The sequence below is a fragment of the Hoeflea algicola genome (assembly GCF_026619415.1).
Taxonomy (GTDB): Bacteria; Pseudomonadota; Alphaproteobacteria; order Rhizobiales; family Rhizobiaceae; genus Hoeflea; species Hoeflea algicola.
Map to the genome: position 1 here is coordinate 2,781,945 of NZ_JAOVZR010000001.1, position 25,378 is coordinate 2,807,322.

General features: G+C 60.9%; 21 protein-coding genes, 1 tRNA gene and 3 pseudogenes. 10 read left to right on the top strand and 15 right to left on the bottom strand.

What is annotated here, in order from left to right; genetic code table 11:
* Positions 1-4 precede the first annotated feature (4 nt).
* From cobT to OEG84_RS13670, 3 genes are all read right to left on the bottom strand, one after another.
* Positions 5-1,906 carry a cobaltochelatase subunit CobT gene (gene cobT / locus OEG84_RS13660; protein WP_267654253.1) on the bottom strand — a complete coding sequence of 634 codons (1,902 nt, stop codon included), beginning with the start codon at positions 1,904-1,906 and terminating at the stop codon, positions 5-7.
* An 11-nt stretch (positions 1,907-1,917) separates the two neighbouring features.
* Entirely contained in the window at positions 1,918-2,913 is a 996-nt protein-coding gene (gene cobS, locus OEG84_RS13665; RefSeq protein WP_267654254.1) for a cobaltochelatase subunit CobS, read from the bottom strand.
* A gap of 86 nt (positions 2,914-2,999) precedes the next feature.
* On the bottom strand, positions 3,000-3,626 hold the full coding sequence (locus OEG84_RS13670; RefSeq protein ID WP_267656185.1) for a J domain-containing protein: 627 nt from the start codon (positions 3,624-3,626) through the stop codon (positions 3,000-3,002).
* A 136-nt stretch (positions 3,627-3,762) separates the two neighbouring features.
* Between OEG84_RS13670 and OEG84_RS13675 the strand changes: the two genes are divergently transcribed.
* The gene (locus tag OEG84_RS13675) at positions 3,763-4,065 is read left to right on the top strand and encodes a BolA family protein (protein WP_267654255.1); all 303 of its coding nucleotides are present in this window, start codon (positions 3,763-3,765) and stop codon (positions 4,063-4,065) included.
* Positions 4,066-4,101: 36 nt separating this feature from the next.
* On the opposite strand, the gene OEG84_RS13680 is transcribed toward OEG84_RS13675, so the two are convergent.
* The 3 genes and pseudogenes from OEG84_RS13680 to OEG84_RS13690 form a co-directional block, all read right to left on the bottom strand.
* Entirely contained in the window at positions 4,102-5,400 is a 1,299-nt protein-coding gene (locus OEG84_RS13680; RefSeq protein WP_267654256.1) for an HlyC/CorC family transporter, read from the bottom strand.
* Positions 5,397-6,519: pseudogene (gene aroB, locus OEG84_RS13685) on the bottom strand (3-dehydroquinate synthase). The gene OEG84_RS13680 and the pseudogene aroB overlap by 4 nt, the downstream one beginning before the upstream one ends.
* Positions 6,516-7,115, bottom strand: a complete 600-nt coding sequence (locus OEG84_RS13690; protein ID WP_267654257.1) for a shikimate kinase — start codon at positions 7,113-7,115, stop codon at positions 6,516-6,518. Before OEG84_RS13690 ends, aroB begins: the two are co-directional and overlap by 4 nt.
* 146 nt (positions 7,116-7,261) lie before the next feature.
* Between OEG84_RS13690 and OEG84_RS13695 the strand changes: the two genes are divergently transcribed.
* The 5 genes from OEG84_RS13695 to OEG84_RS13715 all read left to right on the top strand — a co-directional run bounded on the left by OEG84_RS13695 (position 7,262) and on the right by OEG84_RS13715 (position 11,068).
* Positions 7,262-7,405 carry a histidine kinase gene (locus OEG84_RS13695; RefSeq protein ID WP_267654258.1) on the top strand — a complete coding sequence of 48 codons (144 nt, stop codon included), beginning with the start codon at positions 7,262-7,264 and terminating at the stop codon, positions 7,403-7,405.
* Positions 7,406-7,423: 18 nt separating this feature from the next.
* Complete coding sequence (locus OEG84_RS13700) at positions 7,424-8,365, top strand: site-specific tyrosine recombinase XerD (protein WP_267654259.1); 942 nt, start codon at positions 7,424-7,426, stop codon at positions 8,363-8,365.
* 102 nt (positions 8,366-8,467) lie between these two features.
* On the top strand, positions 8,468-9,424 hold the full coding sequence (locus OEG84_RS13705; RefSeq protein WP_267654260.1) for an acetyl-CoA carboxylase carboxyltransferase subunit alpha: 957 nt from the start codon (positions 8,468-8,470) through the stop codon (positions 9,422-9,424).
* A 199-nt stretch (positions 9,425-9,623) separates the two neighbouring features.
* Positions 9,624-10,838 (top strand): L,D-transpeptidase family protein, encoded by a 1,215-nt coding sequence (locus OEG84_RS13710; protein ID WP_425602915.1) that lies wholly within the window; start codon positions 9,624-9,626, stop codon positions 10,836-10,838.
* Positions 10,823-11,068: a sulfurtransferase TusA family protein gene (locus OEG84_RS13715; protein ID WP_425602853.1), complete on the top strand. Its 246-nt coding sequence runs from the start codon at positions 10,823-10,825 to the stop codon at positions 11,066-11,068. The genes OEG84_RS13710 and OEG84_RS13715 overlap by 16 nt, the downstream gene beginning before the upstream one ends.
* A 7-nt stretch (positions 11,069-11,075) precedes the next feature.
* On the opposite strand, the gene OEG84_RS13720 is transcribed toward OEG84_RS13715, so the two are convergent.
* Both OEG84_RS13720 and OEG84_RS13725 read right to left on the bottom strand, forming a co-directional pair.
* Complete coding sequence (locus tag OEG84_RS13720) at positions 11,076-12,218, bottom strand: CobW family GTP-binding protein (protein WP_267654263.1); 1,143 nt, start codon at positions 12,216-12,218, stop codon at positions 11,076-11,078.
* Positions 12,219-12,238: 20 nt separating this feature from the next.
* Entirely contained in the window at positions 12,239-13,438 is a 1,200-nt protein-coding gene (locus OEG84_RS13725) for a D-alanyl-D-alanine carboxypeptidase family protein (RefSeq protein ID WP_267654264.1), read from the bottom strand.
* Positions 13,439-13,643: 205 nt separating this feature from the next.
* Between OEG84_RS13725 and OEG84_RS13730 the strand changes: the two genes are divergently transcribed.
* Positions 13,644-14,810 (top strand): M20 aminoacylase family protein, encoded by a 1,167-nt coding sequence (locus OEG84_RS13730; RefSeq protein WP_267654265.1) that lies wholly within the window; start codon positions 13,644-13,646, stop codon positions 14,808-14,810.
* A 189-nt stretch (positions 14,811-14,999) separates the two neighbouring features.
* A tRNA-Arg gene (locus tag OEG84_RS13735) sits at positions 15,000-15,075 on the top strand.
* Positions 15,076-15,151: 76 nt separating this feature from the next.
* Here OEG84_RS13735 and OEG84_RS13740 read toward each other — a convergent pair.
* Positions 15,152-16,348, bottom strand: a pseudogene (locus OEG84_RS13740) (MFS transporter); the annotation flags it as partial.
* Positions 16,349-16,656: 308 nt separating this feature from the next.
* On the opposite strand from OEG84_RS13740, the gene OEG84_RS13745 reads away from it, so the two are divergent.
* Both OEG84_RS13745 and dxr read left to right on the top strand, forming a co-directional pair.
* Complete coding sequence (locus OEG84_RS13745) at positions 16,657-17,541, top strand: NAD(P)-dependent oxidoreductase (protein WP_267654266.1); 885 nt, start codon at positions 16,657-16,659, stop codon at positions 17,539-17,541.
* 40 nt (positions 17,542-17,581) lie between these two features.
* Positions 17,582-18,769 (top strand): 1-deoxy-D-xylulose-5-phosphate reductoisomerase, encoded by a 1,188-nt coding sequence (gene dxr, locus OEG84_RS13750; protein WP_267654267.1) that lies wholly within the window; start codon positions 17,582-17,584, stop codon positions 18,767-18,769.
* Positions 18,770-18,822: 53 nt separating this feature from the next.
* Here the strand turns inward: dxr and OEG84_RS13755 are convergent, their stop codons facing one another.
* The 6 genes and pseudogenes from OEG84_RS13755 to OEG84_RS13780 all read right to left on the bottom strand — a co-directional run bounded on the left by OEG84_RS13755 (position 18,823) and on the right by OEG84_RS13780 (position 25,371).
* Positions 18,823-19,770 (bottom strand): peptide ABC transporter ATP-binding protein, encoded by a 948-nt coding sequence (locus OEG84_RS13755; protein ID WP_267654268.1) that lies wholly within the window; start codon positions 19,768-19,770, stop codon positions 18,823-18,825.
* The gene (locus tag OEG84_RS13760; protein ID WP_267654269.1) at positions 19,767-20,768 is read right to left on the bottom strand and encodes an ABC transporter ATP-binding protein; all 1,002 of its coding nucleotides are present in this window, start codon (positions 20,766-20,768) and stop codon (positions 19,767-19,769) included. Before OEG84_RS13760 ends, OEG84_RS13755 begins: the two co-directional genes overlap by 4 nt.
* Complete coding sequence (locus OEG84_RS13765) at positions 20,768-21,673, bottom strand: ABC transporter permease subunit (protein WP_267654270.1); 906 nt, start codon at positions 21,671-21,673, stop codon at positions 20,768-20,770. The genes OEG84_RS13760 and OEG84_RS13765 overlap by 1 nt, the downstream gene beginning before the upstream one ends.
* A 9-nt stretch (positions 21,674-21,682) precedes the next feature.
* A pseudogene (locus OEG84_RS13770) lies at positions 21,683-22,688 on the bottom strand (ABC transporter permease subunit).
* A gap of 54 nt (positions 22,689-22,742) precedes the next feature.
* The gene (locus OEG84_RS13775) at positions 22,743-24,338 is read right to left on the bottom strand and encodes an ABC transporter substrate-binding protein (protein WP_267654271.1); all 1,596 of its coding nucleotides are present in this window, start codon (positions 24,336-24,338) and stop codon (positions 22,743-22,745) included.
* Between the two features lie 232 nt (positions 24,339-24,570).
* On the bottom strand, positions 24,571-25,371 hold the full coding sequence (locus OEG84_RS13780; protein ID WP_267654272.1) for an FAD binding domain-containing protein: 801 nt from the start codon (positions 25,369-25,371) through the stop codon (positions 24,571-24,573).
* Positions 25,372-25,378: the final 7 nt, after the last annotated feature.

The following is a 25,378-nucleotide window of genomic DNA, read 5'->3' on the forward strand; positions in this document are numbered from 1 at the left end:
TTGCTCACGCCCGTTTGCGGCCGCGACGGGCTTTCGGATCCCCGCCTTCATCGGCAAACAGTGCTGCCAGTTGCTCTGTCATGGCGCCGGCCAGCTCTTCGGCATCGACGATGGTGACGGCACGGCGGTAGTAGCGGGTTACGTCATGGCCAATGCCGATCGCCAGCAGTTCCACCGGAGAGCGGGTTTCGATTTCCTCGATGACGGCGCGCAGGTGCCGCTCGAGATAATTGCCCGGATTGACCGACAGGGTCGAATCATCAACCGGTGCGCCATCCGAGATCATCATCAGGATGCGCCGCTGCTCGGGCCGCTTGAGCAGTCGCGAATGCGCCCAGATCAGGGCCTCGCCGTCGATGTTTTCCTTGAGCAGGCCCTCACGCATCATCAGCCCGAGATTGCGCCGGGCGCGCCGCCAGGGTGCGTCCGCCGACTTGTAGATGATGTGGCGCAAATCATTGAGCCGGCCCGGCGTCGGTTGCTTGCCGCCAGTCAGCCATTTCTCGCGGCTCTGTCCGCCCTTCCAGGCCTTGGTGGTAAAGCCCAGCAGCTCCACCTTGACGCCGCAGCGTTCCAGCGTCCGTGCCAGAATATCGGCGCAGGTGGCAGCCACGGTGATCGGCCGGCCACGCATCGAGCCTGAATTGTCAATCAGCAGGGTGACGACGGTATCGCGGAAGCTGGTGTCGCGCTCCATCTTGAACGACAGGGGCTGCATCGGGTCGATGATCATCCGCGTCAGTCGCGCCGGGTCGAGATAGCCTTCCTCGAGATCGAAATCCCAGGCCCGGTTCTGCTGCGCCATCAACCGCCGCTGCAACCGGTTGGCAAGCCGCCCGACCACGCCCTGCAGATGCGCCAGCTGCTTGTCGAGAAACGCGCGCAGCCGGTCCAGTTCGGCCTCCTCGCACAATTCCTGCGCAAGGATCTCCTCGTCAAATTCGGTGGTGAACACCTTGTAGTCGATCTTCTCGTTGAGATCGGAAAACTGATCGCCCGGCTTGCGGGTTTCGCCCGGCGTGTCGGCATCCTCGTCGCTGTCGTCGATCGTATCGTCGTCACCGACTTCCGCGCCGTCCATTTCGCCGGCGTCCATCTGCTCTTCCGATGATTCGCTTTCTTCAGCGGGGGCGGCGTCCGATCCGGCCTCTTCCTCGGAAGACTGCTCGTTCTGCTCGTCGCTGCTCGGCTGGTCGTCGTCGGAAACATCGTCCAGTTCGTCCTGCTCGTTGTCGTCATCGCCGTAATCCTCGGCCATCTCCATGGCCGACAGCATCTCGCGGATCACCCGGGCGAAAGCTTGCTGGTTATCGACCGAGCTTTCCAGCGATTGCAGAATATCGCCGGCCTTGCCCTCGACGAAGTCGCGCCACAGCTCGACAACCTGGCCGGAAGCCTCGGGCGGCGCCCGTCCGGTCAGTTTTTCGCGCACCATCAGCGCCAACGCCTCTTGCAGCGGCGCATCCTCGCGGTTGGTGATGCCGCTGTAATTGGCGCGCTGGTATTTGTCTTCGAGCATCGAGGTGATGTTGTCGCCGATGCCGGTCATCTGCCGGGCGCCGATTGCCTCGACCCGCGCCTGTTCGACCGCGTCATAGACGGCACGCGCATCCGGCCCCTCCGGCGCCATGCGATTGTGCACGGCGTCGTCATGGCAGGCCTTGCGCAGCGCAATTGAATCGCCCACGCCGCGGGTTACCGCAAAATCATGCAGGGTCGGCCGTTTCGGCAGATCAGGCAGCCGCGCCCGATCGCCCGCAAGGCCCGGCCGGTCATTGCCAAACGTGACCTCAAGCTCGTTGTCGCCTGCGATCGCCCGGATACAGCCGGTCAGTGCTTGCTTGAACGGTTCGGCGTCAACCACGCCTGTGGGTTTTGATCTGATGTTGTCGCCGCGTCCGGCCATGGCGAAACCCGTCAGGCGGTTGCACTGAGAACAATATTGGCGGCGCTTTCCTTCAACTCGACACCAAAGGCACGCTGGTAATGTTCAGCCACCAGCGCCCGCTCCAGTTCATCGCATTTGTTGAGGAAGGTCAGCCGGAAAGCAAACGCCACATCGCCAAAGATCTCGGCGTTTTCCGCCCAGGTTATCACCGTACGCGGGCTCATCACCGTCGACAAATCGCCATTGATGAAGGACGAACGGGTCATGTCGGCCACCCGAACCATCCGCGAAATCGTGTCGCGGCCTTCGCCTTCGGCGAATTTCTTGACCTTGGAAGCGACAATGGCGACTTCCTGGTCATGCGGCAGATAGTTCAGCGTGGTGACGATCGACCAACGGTCCATCTGCGCCTGGTTGATCTGCTGGGTACCGTGATACAGCCCGGTGGTGTCGCCCAGGCCAACCGTGTTGGCGGTCGCAAACAGCCGGAATGCCGGGTGCGGCCTGATGACACGGCTCTGGTCGAGCAATGTCAGGCGGCCGGAAGATTCGAGCACCCGCTGGATCACGAACATCACGTCCGGACGACCGGCATCGTACTCGTCAAACACCAGTGCGACATTGTGCTGATAGGCCCAGGGCAGGATGCCGTCCTTGAATTCGGTAATCTGAAGCCCGTCGCGCACGACGATCGCATCCTTGCCGACAAGATCGATACGGCTGACATGACTGTCGAGGTTGACGCGCACGCACGGCCAATTGAGCCGTGCCGCGACCTGTTCGATATGGGTCGACTTGCCGGTGCCGTGATAGCCTGAAACCATCACCCGGCGATTGTGGGCAAAGCCCGCCAGGATCGCCAGCGTGGTGTCACGGTCGAACAGGTAATCCTCATCCAGGTCCGGCACATAGGCGTCCCGTTCCTTGTAGGCGGGGACCACCAGATCCGAATCGATGCCGAATACGTCCCCCACCTTCACGGTGGTGTCGGGCAAGTTGGTAATGTCGAGGTCGATCTTGCTCATCATGTCTCCAAGGCCCGGCGTGTTAAGCCCACAGGCCGTCTCTCATGTCGGGTCCCGCACAACCGCCGGACTCAGTAGTTTATCGCTTAGCAGAAACCGGACTGCTTTAACAATTGGTAGGCCTGGATGACCTCGCGGAAACGGTCCTCCGAGCCCCTGTCGCCGCCATTGGCGTCGGGGTGGTGCTGCTTCACCAGATCCTTGTAGCGCGCCTTGATCTCCGCCGTCTTTGCGTTTGCGGCCAATCCGAGCGTTTCGAACGCCTTGGACTCCAGCGCCTTGATCTTGCGCGCCCGCACCGGCTTGTTGGCCTTGGGGTCGTTGAAGAACCCAAACGGGTCCTTCATCCGGGCTTGGGCGCCGGCCGACCCGGAGCGGGCGGTCGATTGTGTCGGCCCACTTCCTGCCGAGCGGTCCACACCCATTTTCCAGGTTGGCCGGTGACCGGTCAGCGCTTCTTTTTGATAGCGCGCGATCTCTCCATCGGAGAGGCCCGAAAAATAGTTGTAGCCTTTGTTGTAGTCACGCGCGTGCTCGAAGCAGAACATGAAGTACTGCCCCTCGGCGTCACGGCCGACCGGTGCGCGGTGGGCGCCCGGCTTTTCGCATCCATCCCATTGGCACTGTGGCGTGCTGGGTTCGGCTGGGCGCTCGCCGCGGCGACGCACCCGGATACGGTCAAAATATTTCGAATCCAATTCCATGGCCTCGATTATGCTGCTCTGAACGTTAACGAACAAGGATTGACAAGGATGATTCAAGCTGCGTACCCCGTCTTGATCCCGAATGCCACCTCGCAAATCAACACGAACTGATTTTATGACCGGTTCAACCGCCAGGAGCGACACCATGTCCCGACAGAGCCGCATCGAAACAAGGCTGACAGAACACTTTCAACCTGAGCGACTTTCGGTGGTCAACGAAAGCCATTTGCACGCCGGCCATCACAACACCGACAGCGAGGGCGACGCAACCTTTGACGGCGCCGGCGAAACCCATTTCCGGATTCGCATCGTCGCCGCAGCCTTTGCCGGGGCCAGCCGCATCGATCGCCACCGCGCGGTCAACGCGGCACTCAAGGACGAGCTTGAAAGCGGCCTGCATGCCATGGCCATCGAAGCTTCATCCCCCGGCGAAACGACCCGCTGGTAGCCGTTGCCGCGCTGCCGGCATCGGCACCGCGCATCCTTAAAGCTTGTCGGCTGGTTTGATTCGCAGCCTGGTGATCCGGTTGCGGTCACGTTTCATGACAATGAACCGCTTGCCGTGAAAGGTGAATGCCTGTTTTTCCTCCGGGATCGTCTGGGATTCGTGAATCACCAATCCGGCCACCGTGGTGGCCTCGTCATCGGGCAGCGACCAGTCAAGCGCCCGGTTGATATCGCGAATTGGCACCGAGCCATCTACCACAACCGATCCGTCAGCCTCCTGGTGAACACCCTGCACTTCGGTATCATGCTCATCGGCAATCTCGCCGACGATCTCTTCCAGAATATCCTCAAGCGTCACCAGGCCTTCGACCTCGCCATATTCATCAACGACGATGGCGAAATGCGCCTTGCGGCGGAGAAAGGCGTTGAGCTGATCCGGCACGCTGGTGGTATCGGGTACGAACCACGGCTTTTGCGCGATTTTGACGATATCGATCCGCTGCGGATCATTGGAGGCGTCCGCCAGCGCCCGCAGCACATCCTTGGCGTGGACGATGCCGATGATGTTGTCCATCGACCCGCGCCAGATCGGCATCCGCGTGTAGGAGCTTTCCAGCACCGCCCGAACATTGACTTCCGGGGGTTCGTCAGCGTTGAGCATGCGCATCGAGGTGCGGTGAATCATCACATCGGAAACTTCAAGCTCACCCAGGTCGAGCACCCCGCCGAGGCGGTCCCGGTCGGCCTTGACCACTGCCCCCTCGCGATGCAGCAGGTCGACAGCGCCGCGAATTTCTTCGTGCGCCGACAGCATCGAGGTTTCCGAGGCGAAGGTGACGCCGAATAGCGACATGATGTGGCGGACGATCCAGTTGACGAAACTCGACATCGGACCGACCACCACGACAAAGGCCTTGACCATCGGCGCAACCGCCATGGCGAACCGGTCAGGGCGCGAGATCGCCCAACTCTTGGGCAGCACCTCGGCAAAAATCACCAAAAGCAGCGTCATCGTCAGCGTCGCCACGGCAACACCGGAATCGCCGAATATCGACAGCAGCACGCTGGTGGCCAGCGCCGAAGCCAGGATGTTGACCAGATTGTTGCCGATCAACAGGGCCCCGATCAGCCGATCCTTGCGTTCGATCAGCCCATTTACCGTGGCCGCACGAACCTCGCCGCTGGTTTCCAGCGAATGCATCCGCGCCCGCGAAGCCGCCGTCAACGCGGTTTCCGAGCCGGAGAAAAACCCCGACAGGGCAATCAGCACGATGATCGCCAGGATCGTCAGCCCGTGCTCAATCAGCAATTCGCCTGCATATTCCAGCATCATCATGCTCGCTTGTCTTCCAAGAATCGAAAAACCTCATCCTGCGGCACATCATTGGCGATGAAGGACTGGCCAATGCCGCGGGTCAGGATGAAGGTCAGCGCACCGCGCTGGACCTTCTTGTCCTGCGCGATGTGTTTCATCAGTATATCGGTTGCCGGCAGCGAACCTTCAATATCCTGCATTCGGGTTGGCAGACCAACCTCTCTGAGATGGTGCTCGACCCGCGCCGCATCATCCGGGCTTGCGAGGTTCATCCGGGCCGAGAACTCATGCGCCAGCACCATCCCGATCGCCACCCCCTCGCCATGCACCAGTCGCCGGCCGTCATAATCGGTCGCAGCCTCCAGCGCGTGGCCGAATGTGTGACCGAGATTGAGTAGCGCTCGTGCGCCGTGTTCGCGTTCATCGGCGGCAACCACCTCGGCCTTTGCCTGGCAGCTGGTGGCGATCGCCCGTATCCGTGCAGGACCACCGGCGAACACCTCACGCCAATTGGCTTCGAGCCAGTCGAAGAATTCCGACCGGTCGATCAGGCCGTATTTTGCCATTTCCGCATAGCCTGCGCGAAACTCGCGAATTGGCAATGTGTCGAGCACGTCGCTGTCGGCCAGCACCAGGTCGGGTTGGTGAAACACCCCGATAAGGTTCTTGCCCTGGCTCGCATTGATCCCGGTCTTGCCGCCCACCGACAGAATCCACCTGGGCCAGCAGGCTGGTCGGAATCTGGATAAATTTCATGCCGCGCCGGACGATTCCGGCGGCAAAGCCTGTCAGATCACCAATCACTCCGCCGCCAAGCGCGATCACCGCGTCGCCGCGTTCGAGCTTCGCCCCGAGCACGTGATCGCAGACATGGATCAATTCCTCGAAGCGTTTGGTTTTCTCGCCTGGCTCCAGCACCAGCGGTGCCGCATCAATGCCTGCGCCGGCAAGGCTTTCGAGCAGACTATCGAGATGAACCGCCGCCAAATTCCTGTCCGTCACCACCGCGCAACGTATGCCGGGCTCACGCGCGGCAATCTCGGCGCCGGCGCCGGCAATCAGACCGGAGCCGATGACGATGTCATAGCTGCGGTCTGCCAGATCGACGCGGACAGTTTGCGAGGGGGTGGTTTGGTTCATGGCGTTGCTACCGTGTTCTGACCGCAATCCAGCAGCGCGATGGCGGCAATGGCTTCAGCGGCGATGATTTCCTTGGGCTCGTCCCGCGACTGTACCGTAAGCCGGGCCTGCGCATAGACAGGATAGCGCTGATCGAGCAAAATCGACAGAGTCTGCTTCGGGTTTGCCGTCTTCAGCAACGGCCGCGTGTCGCGTTTGGAAACCCGCGCCCACAATATCTCCAGATCCGCCTTCAGCCATACCGACAGACCGCTGCTCAGCACCATGGTCCGTGTGGCGTCGTTCATGAAGGCGCCGCCACCGGTGGAAAGAACCCGCGGCCCGCTTTTCAAGAGCCGCTTGATCACCCGCGCCTCCAGTGCCCGGAATTCCGGTTCGCCATAGGTCTGGAACAATTCCTCTATGGTCATCCGCGATACCCGTTCGATCTCGTGATCGGAATCGACAAAGGGAATATCGAGCATCTGCGCAACCAGCCTGCCAATGACGGATTTGCCTGCGCCCATCAGGCCTACAAATACCAGATTGCGGCGGCCAAGCACACGCCGCGCCTTGGCGATATCCTGCTCCAGCGCGCTTGTCTGCTCTTCCGTCACCTGGCTCCCCCGGCTTCTGGTCCATGGTCGGGCCTTCTATTGGCCATGTCCGGCGGCGCGTCAAGCTTGCCTCCCCTGCCACATTGCCTTGAAACGGCGGCCGCACTGCCGCATAACAGCGTGGATATCAGTTCGCCGGAGTCTCCATGCCATCCCTGTTTCGATTTCTAGTCTTGTGCGCCGTGCTTGCCGGGCTTGTTTACGGCGCCATGTTTGCCTTGATCATTTATGTCGAACCGGTGGAGCGTGACGTGACCATCCGCGTCCCCACCGACAGACTCAACAACTAGCCGGGGCCACCCCACACAATGCGCGATCTCAGCGCCGCCCATGCCGAAGCATTCCTCGAAATGATGAGCGCCGAGCGCGGCGCGGCAGTCAACACGCTCGATGCCTATCGGCGCGATCTCGATGACGCCTCCATGGTGCTTGCCGGGCTGGGAACCACATTGGGGCGTGCGCAGGCCGCTGACATCCGGGCCTTCATCGGCGATCTCGCCAACCGTGGCTTCTCACCTGCCTCTCAGGCGAGGCGGCTTTCCGCCCTGCGGCAGTTCTACAAGTTCCTGCACGCCGAAGGCCTGCGCGAAGACGACCCGACCGGCGTGGTTGATTCCCCGCGCAAATCGCGATCTCTGCCAAAGATCCTCAGCATCGATGAAGTCACCCGGCTTCTTGGCCAGGCCGAGACCGACATTGCCCTGGCACAGAATGATCCCGAACGGCTGCAGCGCATTCGCTTTCGCGCCCTGCTGGAATTGCTATACGCCACCGGCATGCGGGTAAGCGAACTGGTAGGCCTGCCCTACCGGGTGCTCGCCGATGGTGGCCGGTTTCTGATTGTCCGCGGCAAGGGCGCCAAGGAGCGCATGGTGCCGATGTCGCGCCCGGCACGTGCCGCTCTCGAGACCTGGCTGGCCCAGATCGGCGAGACCGCAGAGCAATCGGGGTTTCTGTTTCCGGCCAATTCCAGCGAGGGCCATTTGTCGCGGCAGGTGTTTGCCCGCGAGCTCAAGGATGCCGCCGCCCGCGCCGGCCTTCCTGTCGCCAAAATATCTCCGCATGTGCTGCGGCATGCTTTCGCAAGCCATCTTCTCGCCGGCGGTGCCGACCTGCGTGCGGTTCAGGAATTGCTGGGCCATGCCGACATTTCAACCACCCAAATCTACACCCATGTGCTCGATGAACGGCTCAAGCAGCTCGTCAATCAGCATCACCCCCTTGCAAATGCCACAAAGAATCGCGATTAAGCCCGCTCGCGACATATCGATCACTACGTGACAGATGCACTTAACTGCGCTTGACTGTGTGCAGCGAACGAAATTGCGGATACCCGCTCGGAAAAGAACTCAATGCATAATTACCTTGATTTCGAAAAATCCATCTCCGATCTGGATGGCAAGATCCTCGAGTTGAGGAAGCTGGCCGCCGAGGACGAGAGCATCGACACCGGTGACGAGATCACGCGGCTGGAAACCAGGGCGCGCGACGCCATGGCCGAGATCTACAGCAAGCTTAATCCCTGGCAGAAAACCCAGGTTGCCCGGCATCCCGACCGACCCCATTTCAAGGATTACGCCAAGGCGCTTTTCGAGGACTTCACACCGCTGGCCGGCGACCGCAAATTCGCCGAGGACCCTGCCATCCAGGCTGGTTTTGCGCGGTTCCGCGGCCAGCCTGTGGCTGTCATCGGCCAGGAAAAGGGCCATGATACCAAGACCCGTATCCGTCACAATTTCGGCTCAGCCCGCCCCGAAGGATACCGCAAGGCAATCCGCGTGATGGAACTTGCCGACCGGTTCGCCATCCCGGTGGTGACCCTGGTCGACACCGCTGGCGCCTATCCCGGCATTGGCGCCGAGGAACGCGGCCAGGCCGAGGCCATCGCCCGCTCGACCGAAACCTGTCTCAACCTTCGTGTCCCGCTGGTATCGATCGTGATCGGCGAAGGCGGCTCCGGTGGCGCCATCGCGATTGCCACCGGCAACCGCGTCTACATGCTTGAACACGCGATCTATTCGGTTATCTCACCCGAGGGCGCAGCTTCGATCCTGTGGCGCGATTCCACCCGTGCCCGCGATGCTGCCACCTCGATGAAGATTACCGCGGAAGATTTGCGCGGCCTTGGCATCATTGACGGCATCATCCCCGAACCGGTCGGCGGGGCGCACCGCGACCGCGACAGCGTCATTGCGCGCACCGGCGAGACGATTTTCGCAGCGCTCGAAGAACTCGCAAGTCTGTCGGGTGACGAGGTGCGCACCGACCGCCGTGAGAAATTTCTCAAGATCGGACGCCAGATCGGTTGATCGGCGCCGCATTCGGGCCACAATTTCCAAGCCATTTGTAGCCGCTTGAAATGGTCTTCCCTCGGGGCAGGCTGTGGTGGTAAGGCTTCATGAACCATGTTGGTTATAATATTGCGTTGATTTCTCAGGCCCGGTGGCACCGGCAGGGCCGTCAATCCGCAACAGCAATGGCATATTGCAAAATCCGAGAGCTCCGATGATGTCGATCAGAACATTGCGCTTTGTTCCCCTCCTCTTGCTGGGGCTGACCGGCTGTCAGGATGCGCTGGATTCGGTTGCCAACAAGGTTGAGCACCCGCTGCCTGCCAAGCTCGTCAACAAGATGAAGGCGAACGACATGAGCACGCGCTCGCCGATCATGATGCGCATCTTCAAGGAGGAAGGCACGCTTGAGATCTGGAAGCAGAAGGGCAATGGCCGCTTCGACCTGATCGCCTCCTACGAAATTTGCAAATGGTCGGGCAAGCTCGGCCCCAAGTTCAAGGAAGGCGACCGCCAGGCACCGGAAGGCTATTACCGGATCTACCCGTCGCAGATGAACCCGCGATCGAGCTACTACCTCTCCTTCAACATGGGCTACCCCAACAGCTATGACCGGGCCCATGGCCGCAACGGAAGCAATCTGATGGTCCATGGCGCCTGCTCTTCAGCCGGGTGCTACTCCATGACCGATGAACAGGTGCTCGAAATTTACGGCTTTGCCCGCGACGCCTTCAAGGGCGGCCAGGAATACTTCATGGTCGAAGCCTTCCCGTTCCGAATGACACCGGAGAACATGGCCCGCCACCGCGACAACGAACATTTCGAATTCTGGAAGATGCTGAAGGCCGGCTACGACCAGTTCGAACTCACCAAGCGGCCCGCCAAGGTCGAAGTCTGCGAGCGGCGCTACGTCTTCAACCAGGTGCCGCAGATCGAGAATGCAGCGTTCCGGTCAACCGAAGCCTGCCCGCCGGCAAGCCTGCCGCCAAGCTTGGCCTCGGCCTATTCCGGCTATGAGAAGACCTGGAACCAGAACTTTGCCAAGGCGGTTGCCAAATATGAGAATGATGATGCCAAGCAACTCGCTGCCGCTCAGGCCAAAGCCGAAGCTGAACAAAAGCGCGCCGAACGCGAAGCCGCACGGGAAGCAAAAATCGCCGCCAATGGTGGGCAGTCCGCTCCCGCGGTTCTGAGCCTGTTTTCAACCGGCAACCCGTTGAAGGCGCTGGCGGCTCAACCCACGCCTGCTCCCCAAAGCGCAGCACCTGCGGCACCTGTCGCTGCAGAAACCACCATGCCGGCTGATCAGATGGCCGTGGCGGCTGACGTGCCGGTACCGGCGGCAAACCCGCTGGCACCCGCGCCGGTAGTTGGTGCCACCGCGGATTCGCAACCGAAAAAGCCGCTCTGGAAAATATGGAGCCGCAATTGAGCGGCAACGAAGACGACGAACTCGACTTGCGCGGTTTGAAATGCCCACTGCCGGTGCTGCGCGCCCGCAAGTATCTGCGCGGCTTGAAGAGTGGTGCCCGCATCCGGGTTGAAACCACCGATCCGCTTGCAGTAATCGACATCCCGCATTTTTGCCGCGAGGAAGGCCACACCCTCATCAGTGCCGGGCCAGTTGACGGCGGTCACATCTTCGTGATCACCAAGACCTGAGGCCAGATCAACGCCGCACAGGCGCTCCGGGAATCGCCAGCGGGTTTTCAACCAGCGCCGCCCGGTCGGCACGGCCGATGCCCGGATCTCCGGCAAAGCCAGCAAACAATTCAGCGACAAATCCCTCCGGCATGTCCCGCGTGATCACCACCAGCCGGGTTTTCTCTTCTGCCCCTTCGGGCCAGGCCGATAGCCGTTGCGGTTCCGACATCAGGCTCTGAACCGCATGCAGCAGCAACGGCCGCGATGGATCGTCCGACAACCGAACGATCGCCTTCATCCGCAACAGATTGGGTCCATGCGCCGAGCGCAGCAGGTCGAGAAACATCGCCAGTGTTTCCGGCGAGATCGCCTGCTCACTGACAAACGTATCGGCACGGATATGCGAATCGTGCCGGTTCACATCATGGTGGTGCCCGTGCTCATGCCCCTCATGGGAATGGTGATGAGCGCCGCTCTCGCTTGCAAGCCAGCGCGTCACATCCATCGAGCGTGTCGCCGGATCATACACACCGCTGTCAAACAGGCTTTTGGCGTCGAGATCGGGATCTTCGGCGTCCACCACCCGCGCCAGCGGATTGAGCGCTGAAAGCCGGGCCCGCAAAGCCTCGGTGTTGGCCGCAAGACTGATCTTTGAAATCACCAGCGTATCGGCCACCGCCACCTGCCGGCGCGCTTCCTCGTGCGCATCAAGCGTTGCCAGGCCATTGACGGCGTCGACCACGCTTACCAGACCTTCAAGCCGATAGGACTGCCCCAACGCCGGATGACCGATCACCGATTGCATCACCGGCACCGGATCGGCCAGGCCGGTGGTCTCGATCACCACCCGCGAGAACGGGCGAATTCGGCCGGTCTGCATGCGGTCCATCAGATCCGCCAGGGTGTCGACCAGTTCGCCGCGCACCGTGCAGCACAGGCAGCCATCGGAGAGTTCGATAACCCCGTCCGCCGACCGCTCGACCAGCAGATGGTCAATGCCGACGTCGCCGAACTCGTTGATGATCAGCGCCGCGTCACTGAGCCAGGGATCGCCGATCAGCCGGTTGAGCAGGGTGGTCTTGCCGGCGCCAAGAAACCCGGTGAGGATCGACACCGGAACGGCGCGGGGTGCGCTCCATGACGGGGCGGTTGACGTATCGCTGGTCATTGTCAGGCCTTTTTGCGCAATCAGATTTCAGGCCGCGGAACCGGAACCGGCACTGTCTTGGCGGGGCGTAACGGCATGGTTTCCGCAGCCGCGGCCGGCGTTGTGAAGGCGGAGGCCGAAAACGGCGCTTCGCTTCCCGCCAGCGTGTCCCGAGGACGCGGAACCGGGATCGGGATTCGAGCGAGCGCCAATTCAGAAGGCTTCAGTGCCGGACTCATCTGGGCTTGAGCCAATCTCGGCTCGCGGGTCATCGTCACGATATAGGGTGATTTGAAGACAATTTTCCCATCGACATCGCGGCCGTCATAACGCTTCGCGCGCGCCTCCGCCGTGCAGATCTCGCCGGAAATATCGGCTACCACGTCACGCCCTTCACCGTAGGGTGCAAGGGTCGACAGCGTCGGGCTACCCAGAACGGGCGCAGTCAGCGCCTCCTGCAGCAACCGTGCGGATTCATCTGCACGGGCCTCCTGCGACGGCGCTCCCAGCACCACCGAGATCACGGTCTTGCCATTCCGCGTCGCCGAAGAGACCTGGTTGAAGCCGGAGGCGCAGATAAAACCGGTCTTCATGCCATTGGCGCCGTCAAACCGACCGATCAGCAAATTGTAGTTCGTGACGGCCTTTTTGCCGACGGCAAAGCCTTCATAGCCGAAATAGCGTGCGAATTCAGGGAAGTCGCGGCGTACGGCAACGGCCAGCAACGCGAGATCATGCGCGGTCGTGTACTGGCCCTCGCCCGGCATCCCATTGGGATTGATGAACCGGGTCGATCGCATGCCCAGCCGCAGCGCCGTCGCATTCATTTCAGCAACAAACGCCTCTTCCGAGCCCGACACCGCTTCAGCGAGCGCCACGGCAACATCATTGGCCGATTTGACCAGCAGGAATTTCAACGCCGAATCCAGCGGAAACCGTTCCCCCGGCTTGAAATACATCTTGCTCGGCTTTTCCTTAGCCGCCCGAACTGACATCGTGATCGGCGTATCGAGCGTCATCTGGCCGGATTTGACGGCACGGAAGGTGACATAGGCGGTCATGATCTTGGTCAGCGAGGCAGGGTACCAGCGCTGGAATGCCTCTTCATGCTCGATCACACGGCCCGAACCGGCATCGACGACAATTTTCGGCTCGGCCGAGGCCTGAAGCGCCGGCAGCAACGCCAACGCCAGCAAGGTCAATCCGGCAACAGTTCGGCGCATTTGCGACAACAAGTTCATTCTGGACTTCCGGTTTTCCATGATTTTTCAGTGATTTCCTGTCGCCGCCTGGTGAATCCACGCACCTTCAAGGCCGTTCCACCCGACGCTTTACTCTCGTCAACTGCGCCTACTTAGCCTATATGGCAGATAGATGGCAAAAGGCGATATCAAGGGTGCAGCCTTTGCCGCAGGAACACCGATACAACAACCATAGGGGTGGAGAATGCAACTGGTTGATGGCGTTGTTGCCAACAAGGACGAAATTGCCGAGTGGCGCCGCGCGCTTCATGCCGCTCCCGAATTGCTGTTCGATGTACATAACACGGCCGCTTTTGTTGCCGACAAGCTCAAGGCCTTCGGATGCGATGAAGTCGTCACCGGTATCGGCCGCACCGGCGTGGTCGGGATCATCCACGGTCGCCCCGGCGGCAACGGTCCGGCAATCGGCCTGCGCGCCGACATGGACGCCTTGCCGATCGAGGAAGTGACCGGCGCACCCTGGACTTCGCGCACGCCCGGCAAGATGCATGCCTGCGGCCATGACGGCCACACCGCCATGCTGCTGGGCGCGGCAAGGCATCTGGCCGCAACCCGCAATTTCACCGGCTCTGTGGCGGTGATTTTCCAGCCCGCCGAAGAAGGCGGCGGCGGTGGCCGCGAAATGGTCAATGACGGCATGATGGAGCGTTTCGGCATCACAAAAGTGTTCGGCATGCACAATTTGCCAGGCTTGCCTGTCGGTCAGTTTGCCATCTGCAAGGGTCCGATCATGGCGGCAACCGACATCTTCGACGTGACCATTACCGGGCGCGGCGGCCACGCTGCCATGCCGCACCAGACCGTCGATCCGATCGTCGCCGGCGCCGCCATCGTCTCCTCGCTGCAATCGATCGCCTCGCGCCAGGCCAATCCGCTGGAGCCGTTAGTCGTCTCGATCACCAAATTTATCGGCGGCTCCGCCTACAATGTCATTCCCGAAACCGTTGAAATGGCTGGTACCGTGCGCACGCTGTCACCCGAAATGCGTGACATGGCCGAAGCCCGGATCGGCGACATTATTCGCGGCGTCGCGATCGCACATGGCGCCGAGGCGAAACTGGAGTACCTGCGCAATTACCCGGTAACCTTCAATCACGCCGATGAAACCGATTTCGCCGCCGATGTGGCCGAACAGACTGCCGGCCCCGGCAAGGTCGACCGTTCCGTGGCGCCGTCCATGGGTGGCGAGGACTTCTCGTTCATGCTCGAGGCCCGTCCCGGCGCCTTTATCTGGGTCGGCAATGGCGACACCGCCAACCTTCATCACCCCGCCTATGATTTCAACGATCAAGCGATCCCGCACGGCGTTTCCTATTGGGTCAATCTCGCCGAAAAGGCACTGGCTGCCTGACAGGATTTTTCAGGTAGGAGGGCGCATGACCGCCCTGCCGCCACCTCTCCCTGATACCGGCAGACCGCACCTGTCGGCAGTGCAAAACCTCCACACCGCCACCATCGCTCCGGCAGATACCGGCGCGGCGCAATGGCGTCGTTCGCATATTGTGGAACGTTGCGGTTTTCTGTATGCACATTCGCGCGTGGTCCCGTAGCTCAGGGGATAGAGCACAGGATTCCTAATCCTGGGGTCGAAGGTTCGAATCCTTCCGGGATCACCACCCTGCTTAAGTCCATTCCGAAAACAGACCCGCTCCACGACAGCCCCTCAGGCCAGCACGGCCTCCCCCGTCTTGCCCGCGACTTGAGCAATATCAGCACCATAATGCCGATATTGAGGAAGTTCCAGGCGATCCCGTTGAGGAAGGCGGCCTGGTAGGATCCGGTCAGATCGTAGATCCAGCCCGACATCCAGCCGCCCAAGGCCATGCCGATGATGGTCGCCATGATGACGAATCCGACCCTTTGACCGGCTTCCTTCGCCGGAAGGTATTCGCGCACGATCAGCGCATAGCTTGGAACAATGCCGCCCTGTGACAAACCGAAGATCAGGCTGACGATATAAAGCGGCACCATCGCGTCAAACGGCAGATACAAAAACAGCGCGATACATTGAAGCGTTGAACCTATCAGCAGCGTCATCACCCCGCCCAGCCTGTCGGCAACCAGCCCGGACACCAGCCGCGACACGACACCACCCATCAGCATCAGCGACAGCATTTCCGCACCGACGGTGGGGCCATAGCCAAGGTCTGTGCAGTAAGACACGATATGAACCTGAGGCATCGACATCGCCACGCAACAGCCGATGCCGGCCAAGCCGAGCATCCATTGCAGCGCGGTCGGCGAAAACCGCACTGACCGCGCATTGGCCAGCGACAGCCTGTTGGCATGTGCCGTTGCCTCTTCGGGAACCCGGCGTCTGAGCAGAAGCGAAAGCGGAATAATCAGCACCACCGGCACGATCGCCAGCACCACATAGGCAGTGCGCCAGCCATACTCACTCAGGACGCCGCTCAACAGAAGTGGCCAGATCGCACCCGACAGGTAATTTCCGCTTGCTGCCACCGCCACGGCTATGCCGCGCCGCCGATAGAACCAGTGCGAGATATCAGCAATCAGCGGTCCGAAGCCGACCGCCGTGCCAAATCCGATGATGAACTGCATCACCGACAGCATCACAACTGACCCGCTTGCCGCCGCAAGCGCAAAGCCCGTTGCCATGGTAATCGCCGATAAGATCAATGCGATGGTCACGCCAAACCGGTCGACAGCCCGCCCGATCACCAGATTGCCCAGCGCAAAACCAATCATCGTCAAGGTGTAGGGGAGCGATGCATCCGCCCGGGCGACAGCAAATTCCGCCTGCACCGCCGGCATGATGACAATAATCGACCACATCCCGACATTGCCGGTGACGGCGATCGCCAGCGTCACCGCGAGCCTGGTCCAGGAATAGCGACCGTCAAGAATATCGGAACCAGTCATCATCATCACGCTGTTGGATGCACCATCCTACGTACAACCGGCACGATCAAATCTGCAAGCCCCTAGCGAGTTTTCGCTGCTTTCGAATTCACAGCGCCCGCCGCAGCCTCAAATGCGCTGCCATCTGCTACCCGGTACTGACTTATCGCAGGCCATGCGCGCGCCCTCCTGCCTCCGAAAAATGACATTGAAATGCTTTGCCCTACGCACAAAAAGTGTAGCCTTGGAGTGCGCTGGGTGCGAAGCAATGTAAACATACGATATGCCCGCCTGGTTTCAGGTAGACAATACGCGACGAATCGAGAGGGCCATTCATGACAAAATCAATAGCGCTGCTGGGCGTCGGGCTGATGGGCCTGCCAATGGCCAGACGGCTGTTGGCTGCGGGCCACGACCTTACCGTGTGGAACCGCGATCGCGCCAAGGCGGAGGTCCTGGCAGCCGAAGGCGCCCATGTCGCTGATACACCCGCCGATGCTGTCCGGGCCGCATCCCACGTCATCACCATGCTTACCGAGGGGACGGTGGTCAAGAAAGTGCTGTTCGAATCAGGCGTCGCCGAAGCGCTGCACTCGGGGGTCGCCGTCATCGACATGAGTTCGATCCGGCCTTCCCAGGCGCGTGACCACGCCACGCGGCTGGCCAAACAGGGCGTCGCCCATCTCGATGCACCGGTCAGCGGCGGCACCAAGGGGGCGGAAGCGGGTACGCTGGCGATTATGGTCGGCGGCGATCAAACCGTTTTCGACAGCGCTAGTGCCGTTTTCGAGCCACTGGGCCGTGCCATTCGGGTCGGCCCTTCCGGCTCCGGCCAGCTTGCCAAACTCGCAAACCAGGCGATAGTCGGCATCGCCATCGGCGCTGTCGCCGAGGCAACGCTGCTGGTCAGCGAAGGTGGTGGCGATCTCGACGCCTTCCGCGCTGCGCTCAGCGGCGGCTTTGCCGATTCAACAATTCTGCAATTGCACGGCCAGCGCATGCAGACCGACGATTTCGCGCCGCGGGGCCGCGCTTCAGTGCAGCTGAAGGATCTCGACAACATTCTGCTGGAAGCAGAAGAATTCGGCATCCGGCTGCCGCTTGTCACGGCGGTGCGGGACCGGTTTGCGCGCCTTGTCGGCCCGCTGGCAGGCGCCGATCTGGATCATTCCGCCTTGTATCTGGAACTGCTAGATCTTAATAACCGGACCGGCCGTTGACTTTGGCTGATCAGAAACCGCAAGCCATCGGCATGAGAAAATGAGCAATGCAACCGCCCCGCAACGACGCCGTATAACCATCCTGGGCTCCACCGGCTCGATTGGCTGCAATACCCTTGATGTGATGGCTCATCTTGGCGGCAGCACAACCTTCGAGGTCCCGGCCATCACCGGCATGGGCAACATCGAATTGCTCGCCGAGCAGGCCCGCGCAACCGGCGCGGGTTTCGCCGTCACCGCCGACGAGCGCCGCTACAACGATCTCAAATCGGCACTTTCGGGCTCAAGCATCGAAATCGGCGCCGGGCCATCGGCGCTGATCGAGGCGGCTGAACGCGATACCGACCTCTTGATGGCCGGCATTGTCGGCATTGCCGGACTGGCGCCGACTTTGGCTGCGGTCGCAAAAGGCGCCGATATCGCGCTTGCCAACAAGGAATGCCTGGTTTCTGCCGGCGACCTGTTCGGCGCGGCCATGGCCCGGGGCGGCGGCAAGCTGTTGCCTGTCGACAGCGAGCACAACGCCATTTTTCAGGTTCTCGATCAACATCAGCGGCACGCTGTCGAGCGCATCATTCTGACAGCCTCGGGCGGACCGTTCCGCAATCACACGCGCGAGCAGATGGCGCGGGTCACGCCGGAATCGGCCGCCGATCACCCGAACTGGTCGATGGGCCTGAAGATCTCCATCGACAGCGCCTCGATGTTCAACAAGGCGCTGGAAATGATCGAGGCTCGGCACCTGTTCAACATGCGCCCCGAGCAGATCGAGGTGATCGTTCATCCGCAATCGGTGGTTCATTCGATGGTCGGCTACAGCGATGGATCGGTGCTGGCGCAGCTTGGCGCGCCCGACATGCGCACCGCCATCGGCTATGCCATCTCCCATCCCCGCCGCGCCAGCCTGCCGGTCGAACGGCTGGATCTGGCTAAACTCGCCCGTCTCGATTTCATTGCCCCCGACGAGACGCGGTTTCCGGCGCTGGCCCTGGCCCGCATCGCCATGCAGCGCGGTGGCCTGCAGGGCGCCGCGCTCAATGGCGCCAAGGAGGCAGCGCTCGATGCCTTCATCTCGGGTCACATCGGCTTTCTCGACATGGCTGATGTGGTCGCCAGGGTGATGGACCAGCTCGATGATGGCCGCGGCGCCAACAGCATCGAGGATGTCTACGCGGCTGACAGCGAGGCCCGCCAGATTGCCGCGTCCATGATGCGCAAATCGGCCTGAAGGGCGTAATCAAAAACCGGGTTGCCTGATCTGCTCCACAGTCTTTGCCGGTATCATTCGGCCAGAATGCAGGCCACCTGACGGCCGGCGACAAGGCGTTCCGGCGGGATCGCTTCAGCGCATTTTGACACCGCGATCGGACAGCGCGGATGGAATGCGCAGCCGCTGGGGATATCGAGCGGTGACGGCAATTCGCCTTCCAGCTGCACCCGTTCCCGCTTCTTGGTCGGATCAGCAACCGGCGTCGCCGACAGCAGCGCCTGAGTATAGGGGTGCTTCGGGGCAGCAAACACCGTTTCTGCGGAACCCGATTCCACCGGACGACCGAGATACATCACCATCACATCATCAGCGATGTGCTTGACCACCGAAAGATCGTGGCTGATGAACAGATAGGCAAGCCCGAATTCTTTCTGCAGGTCGATCAACAGATTCAGTACCTGCGCCTGAATCGACAGGTCCAACGCCGACACCGGTTCATCCAGCACCAGGATCTTCGGATTGAGCATCAGCGCCCGGGCGATGGCAATGCGTTGCCGCTGGCCGCCCGAAAACATGTGCGGGTAACGGTCGTAATGCTCCGGCCTTAGCCCCACCCGCTGCATCATGGCGCGGGCCTTTTCCTGCCGCGTCGCAGCATCATCCCTGGTGTTGACCTTGAGCGGTTCCTCCAGAATGGCGCCGACCTTCTGGCGCGGATTGAGCGAGCCATAAGGGTTCTGGAACACGATTTGAACGGTGCGCCGAAGGCTCTTGTCGGTGAGCGCCGCCGGTTTGCCATCGATCGTCAGCGCGCCCGAACTTGGTTCCTCGATCATGGTGACGAGGCGCGCCAGCGTCGACTTTCCGCAACCCGATTCACCCACCACGGCAAGCGTCTTGCCGGAACTTAGGTTAAAGCTCACACCATTGAGCGCGCGCACCAGCGCAGGCTTGCCGAACATGCCGCGCTTGACTTCATAATTGCGAGTCAGGTCAGTGGCGTGAAGAACGATACTCATGCCAGCACCTCCCGCGTCGGAGTGCCATCGACAGGAACGCCGTTTGCAAGCGGGTGATTGCACAAGGCGAGCCCCATCTCCTGTCCCTGCCGCACCGCGCCGGCGCGGCAACTGTCGGTGGCAAACGTACACCGCGGCTCGAACAGGCAACCCGGCGGCCGGTCGAACTGGCCGGGAACCACACCCGGGATCGAAGGCAGGTGCCCGCGTCCGGTGGCCCGTTCCGGCAGAGCCGACAGCAGTGCCGCAGTATAGGGATGATGCGGATCGGCAAACAGCTCCTCCACCTTCTGCTCCTCGACCTTCTGGCCGGCATATTGCACCTGCACCCGGTGCGCCATCTGCGCGACCACGCCCATGTCGTGGGTGATCAGCACCAGCGCCATGTCGAACTCGGCGCACAAATCCCGCAGCAGATCGAGGATCTGCGCCTGAATGGTCACATCCAGCGCCGTTGTCGGTTCGTCCGCAATCAGCAGTTTCGGCCGGCACGAGGCCGCCATGGCGATCATCACCCGCTGGCTCATGCCGCCTGACAATTGGTGCGGAAACGCTGACAGCCGCTGCTCAGGCGAAGGAATACCCACCGCCCGCATCAGCTCGATTGCCCGCCCCTTGCGCTCGGCGCGGCCAAGCTCGGTATGGCGCTTGAGCATCTCGCCAATCTGGAAGCCAACCGTGAAGCACGGATTGAGGCTCGACATCGGTTCCTGGAAGATCATGGCGATATCGCGGCCGATGATGCTGCGCTTGTCCCGTGCGGACATGGTCAGCAGGTCCTTGCCGTCAAACCGCATGACATCGGCTGTTACCGATGCGGTGTCGGGCAACAACCCCATCAGCGCCAGCATCGCCACCGATTTCCCGGATCCGGATTCACCGGCGATCGACAGGATTTCGCGACCATCGACATTCAAGTCCACCCCGTCCACGGCGCGGAACGGTCCGGACGCAGTGTCGAAGCTCACGGTCAGGTTCTTGATTTCGAGCAGGGACATCAGCTTTTCTTCAGTTTCGGATCGAGCGCGTCGCGCAGACCGTCGCCCATCAGATTGATCGCCAGCACTGTGACCAGGATCGCGACACCGGGGAAGGTAACCACCCACCAGGCCCGCAGGATGAATTCGCGCGCCTCGGCCAGCATCGTGCCCCATTCGGGCGTTGGCGGCTGTGCGCCCATGCCCAGGAAGCCGAGCGCCGCAGCGTCGAGAATGGCCGACGAAAACGACAGCGTTGCCTGCACGATCAACGGTGCCAGGCAATTGGGAAGGATGGTCAGGAACATCAGCCGCATCTTGCCGGCGCCCGCCACCCGCGAAGCGATGACATATTCCCGGTCACGCTCCGACATCACCGATGCCCGCGTCAGCCGAACGAAATGCGGCTGCAGGATCAGCGCGATGGCAATCATCGCGTTAAGCAGGCCCGGGCCCAGAATGGCCACCAGCACCAACGCCAGCAGCAGCGACGGGAACGCCAGGATCACATCCATGATGCGCATGATCACGGTGTCGACCCAGCCACGGAAATAACCGGCGATAAGACCGATCATCACGCCACTGGAAACCGAAAGCACCACCACGAACAGACCGATGAACAACGAAAACCGCGATCCGTACATCAGCCGCGATAGAATATCACGGCCCACGGCATCGGTTCCCAGCAGGTAGCTCATGTTACCCCCCTCCTGCCAGAATGGCGGCAGCAGGAAGGCTTCGCGGTTCTGCACGCTCGGCGAATGCGGCGCGATAAGAGGGGCAAAAATCGCGACAAAAACGATGATGGAGAACACCACCAGACCAAGCACGGCACCGTGGTTCTGGCTGAAATAATACCAGAACTCGGAAAACCGGCCGCGGCGCAGCGGCGTCTGGTCAGGAGAAGCAACTGTTGTGTCAGTCATGGCCCACCCTCAATGTCTGATGCGTGGATTGATCAGCCCATACAGCAAATCAACAATGAGATTGACGATCATGATGACGCCGGCGATCAACAGCAGGCCGCCCTGCACCACCGAATAATCGCGCTTGAACACCGAGATCGACCATCCACTTGCCGATGCCCGGCCAGGAAAAGATCGTTTCGGTGAGAATGGCGCCGGCAAGCAGAACGCCGACCTGAAGACCGATCGTGGTGATCACCGGGATCAGCGCATTGCGCAGCGCATGCACCCCGATCACCCGCCGTGGCGGCAGCCCCTTGGCGCGGGCGGTGCGGACATAATCCTCGCCCAGAACCTCCAGCATTGCCGAACGCGTCTGCCGTGCAATCACCGCCAGCGGAATCGTTGCCAGCACGATGGTCGGCAGCACAAGGTGGCTCAGCGCCGATTTGAAGGCGCCGGACTGGCCCGACAGCAGGCTGTCGATCAGCATGAAGCCGGTCACCTGCGGAAAGAAATAGATCAGCGAGATCCGCCCCGACACCGGGGTCCATTGCAAAATGCCTGAAAACAGGATGATCAGCAAAAGTCCCCACCAGAAAATCGGCATCGAATAACCAACCAGCGCGGTGCCCATCAGGCCCTGATCGAGCCACGAGCCGCGCTTCACGGCAGCAACCACACCGGCGGGAATGCCAATCAGCGTCGCCAGGATGATCGCGCACAGCGCCAGTTCAATGGTCGCCGGGAAAAGCGTCAGGAATTCATCAAGCACCGGTCGCTTGGTGACGATCGAGGTGCCGAAATCGCCCTGCAAAATATCGACGAGATAATTGTAGTACTGGACCGGGATCGACTTGTCGAAACCGAGCATTGCCTGCAGTTCCGCATAGCGCGCGGGGTCAACGCCGCGCTCGCCAGCAAGCAGCATGATCGGGTCGCCCGGCAGCAACCGGATGAAGGCGAAGGCCACGATCGAAACCCCGATGAAGGTCGGGATCAGCAGGCCCACACGTGTAAGGAAAAAACGCAGCATATGATCAATAGCAACGGGGGCGTCTGAACAACGCCCCCGTCTTTCCCTTTGAGGTTATTCGGCGATATCGACGCCGGTAAACCAATGGCCACCGAGAGGATCCATCACGTAGCCGCTAACCTTCTTGCTCATCGGCATGAAGACCACGGAATGAGCGATGGTGGCCCACGGCGCTTCACGCTTGAAGACAACCTGTGCTTCTTCATAGAGCTTGGTCCGTTCGGCCTTGTCGGAAACGGTCTTGGCCTTCTGGATCAACGCTTCGAACTCGTCGTTGCACCATTGTGCACGGTTCGAACCGCCAACACCGTCACAACCAAGCAGCACAGCCAGGAAGTTGTCCGGATCGCCATTGTCGCCGGTCCAGCCGAGCAGCACTGCGCCGTCACGGTCCTTGGCCTTCGACTTGTCGAGATACTCGCCCCATTCATAGGAGACGATTTCCACATTGACGCCGATCTTCGAGAAGTCTTCCTGCATCACCTCTGCCATACGACGGGCATTCGGGTTGTAGGGACGCTGTACCGGCATCGCCCAGATCTTCATCGACAGATCCTTCACGCCCTCTGCCTCAAGCATTGCCTTGGCGGCTTCGGGGTCAAAGGCGTCGTCTTCAATGGCCTTGTTGTAGGACCACATGGTCGGCGGGATCGGGTTCTTGGCGGCCTGGCCGGAGCCCTGGAACACGGCGTCCAGAATGGCCTGCTTGTTGATCGCCATGTTGAGCGCCTTGCGGACCTTGGCGTTATCGAACGGCGGCACAAGCGCGTTATAGGCCAGGTAGCCAACATTCAGGCCTTCCTGTTCCATCACCTCAAGATCTGCATTGGCCTTGAGCGCATCCAGATCGGCAGGGTTCGGGTAAGGTGCCACGTGGCACTCACCAGCCATCAGCTTCTGCTGGCGCACGGATGCGTCGGTGGTGATGGCAAATACCAGATCGTCGATCTTCTCCTTGCCGGCCCAGTAGTCCGGATGTGCCTTGAAGCGGATCACGGCGTCGGGCTGATAGGCCACGAACTGGAACGGACCGGTGCCGATCGGCTTCTGGTTGAGGTCAGAGGCCTTGCCTTCAGCTTCGAGCTTGTCGGCATATTCCTTCGACATGATCGACGCGAAATCCATCGCCATGTTGGCGATAAACGGTGCTTCCGGGCGATTGAGTACGAACTTGACCGTCATGTCGTCAACCTTGTCGATCGACTTCAGCAGGTCCGGCATCGACATGCCGTTGAAATATTCCCAGCTCGCGCCTTCGACATACTTGTTGAAGGGATTGTCTTCCTTGAGCTGGCGCTCGAACGAGAAGATCACGTCGTCTGCATTGAGATCTCGCGTCGGTGTGAAGAAATCGCTTGTGTGAAACTTCACACCGGGGCGAAGCTTGAAGGTGTATTCAAGGCCATCCTCGGAGACTTCATAGCTCTCGGCCAGGCCGGGCTTGGTCTCGGTGGTGCCGATGTTGAATTCGACCAGACGGTTGTAGATGTTTTTCGACGAGGCGTCGAAGGTGGTGCCTGATGTGTAGAGCGCGGGGTCGAAGCCTTCCGGCGATCCTTCCGAGCAATAAACCAGCGTCTTGGCCTGAGCGGTCGAGACCAGCATGGTCGCAAGAACCGTCGTGGCCAGAAGTGAGCTTATTCTTTTCATGGCGCATCCCCTATGGTTGTACGCATTGTTTTTGTGTTTTCACCGGGGACCGAGTAACCAAGCCCCCCAGCTTGGACGCGATCAAACGCCAAACGTCATTTCAATGCAAGCTCGTTTCCTTTCGTATTCACCGGGACCCGCGCAATTTCTTGAAATGTAAAGGGCGGATCGCGATGATCCGCCCTCAATAATAGTTAATTCGGGCTCAAACCGAAAACGCTTCGAAACAGCCTTATCCGGCCGCAGCCACCGCCCGCTTGGCCATTACCTTGACCAGGCTGGCGCGATACACCGACGAGGCATGCATGTCTGACATCAAATCAGAATCATCGACCTCGACACCATCAAGCGCCGCAGCAGAGAAATCTGACGTCAGCGCCTGTTCCATGCCCGCATGGCGGAATACGCCATCCGAGCCTGCGCCGGTGACAGCCACCCGCACCGACCCGTCACCCGCCTTGGCCACGAACACGCCGGCCATGGCGTAACGTGACGCCGGATTGGGGAACTTCGAATAACCGCTCTTGGCAGGTGCGGTGATTTCCACAGCAACGATAAGTTCGCCCTCGTCAAGCGCCGTGTCGAACATACCGGTGAAAAAATCACCGGCCGTCAGTGAGCGCTTACTGGTGACGATGGTGGCATTGAGCGCCAGCAGACCCGCCGGATAATCCGCCGCCGGATCGTTGTTGGCGATCGACCCGCCGATCGTGCCCATGTGCCGCACATGCGGGTCGCCGATATGGGCTGCCAGATGCACAAGCGCCGGACAGGCGTTCGCGATCTCTGACGATCCCGCCACTTCGGCATGGGTCGTCCCCGCACCGATACGGATGGAATTGCCGTTGACCGAAATGCCCTTCATGTCGCTGACATGACGCAGGTCGACCAAGTCCGAAGGCGCGGCCAGCCGTTGCTTCATCGTCGGAAGCAGAGTTTGCCCGCCCGACAGATACTTGGCTTCGTCCGAGCCCGAGACCAGTTTGACGGCTTCCTCCACCGAGGAGGCGCGGTGATAATTGGTTGCATACATGATGTCT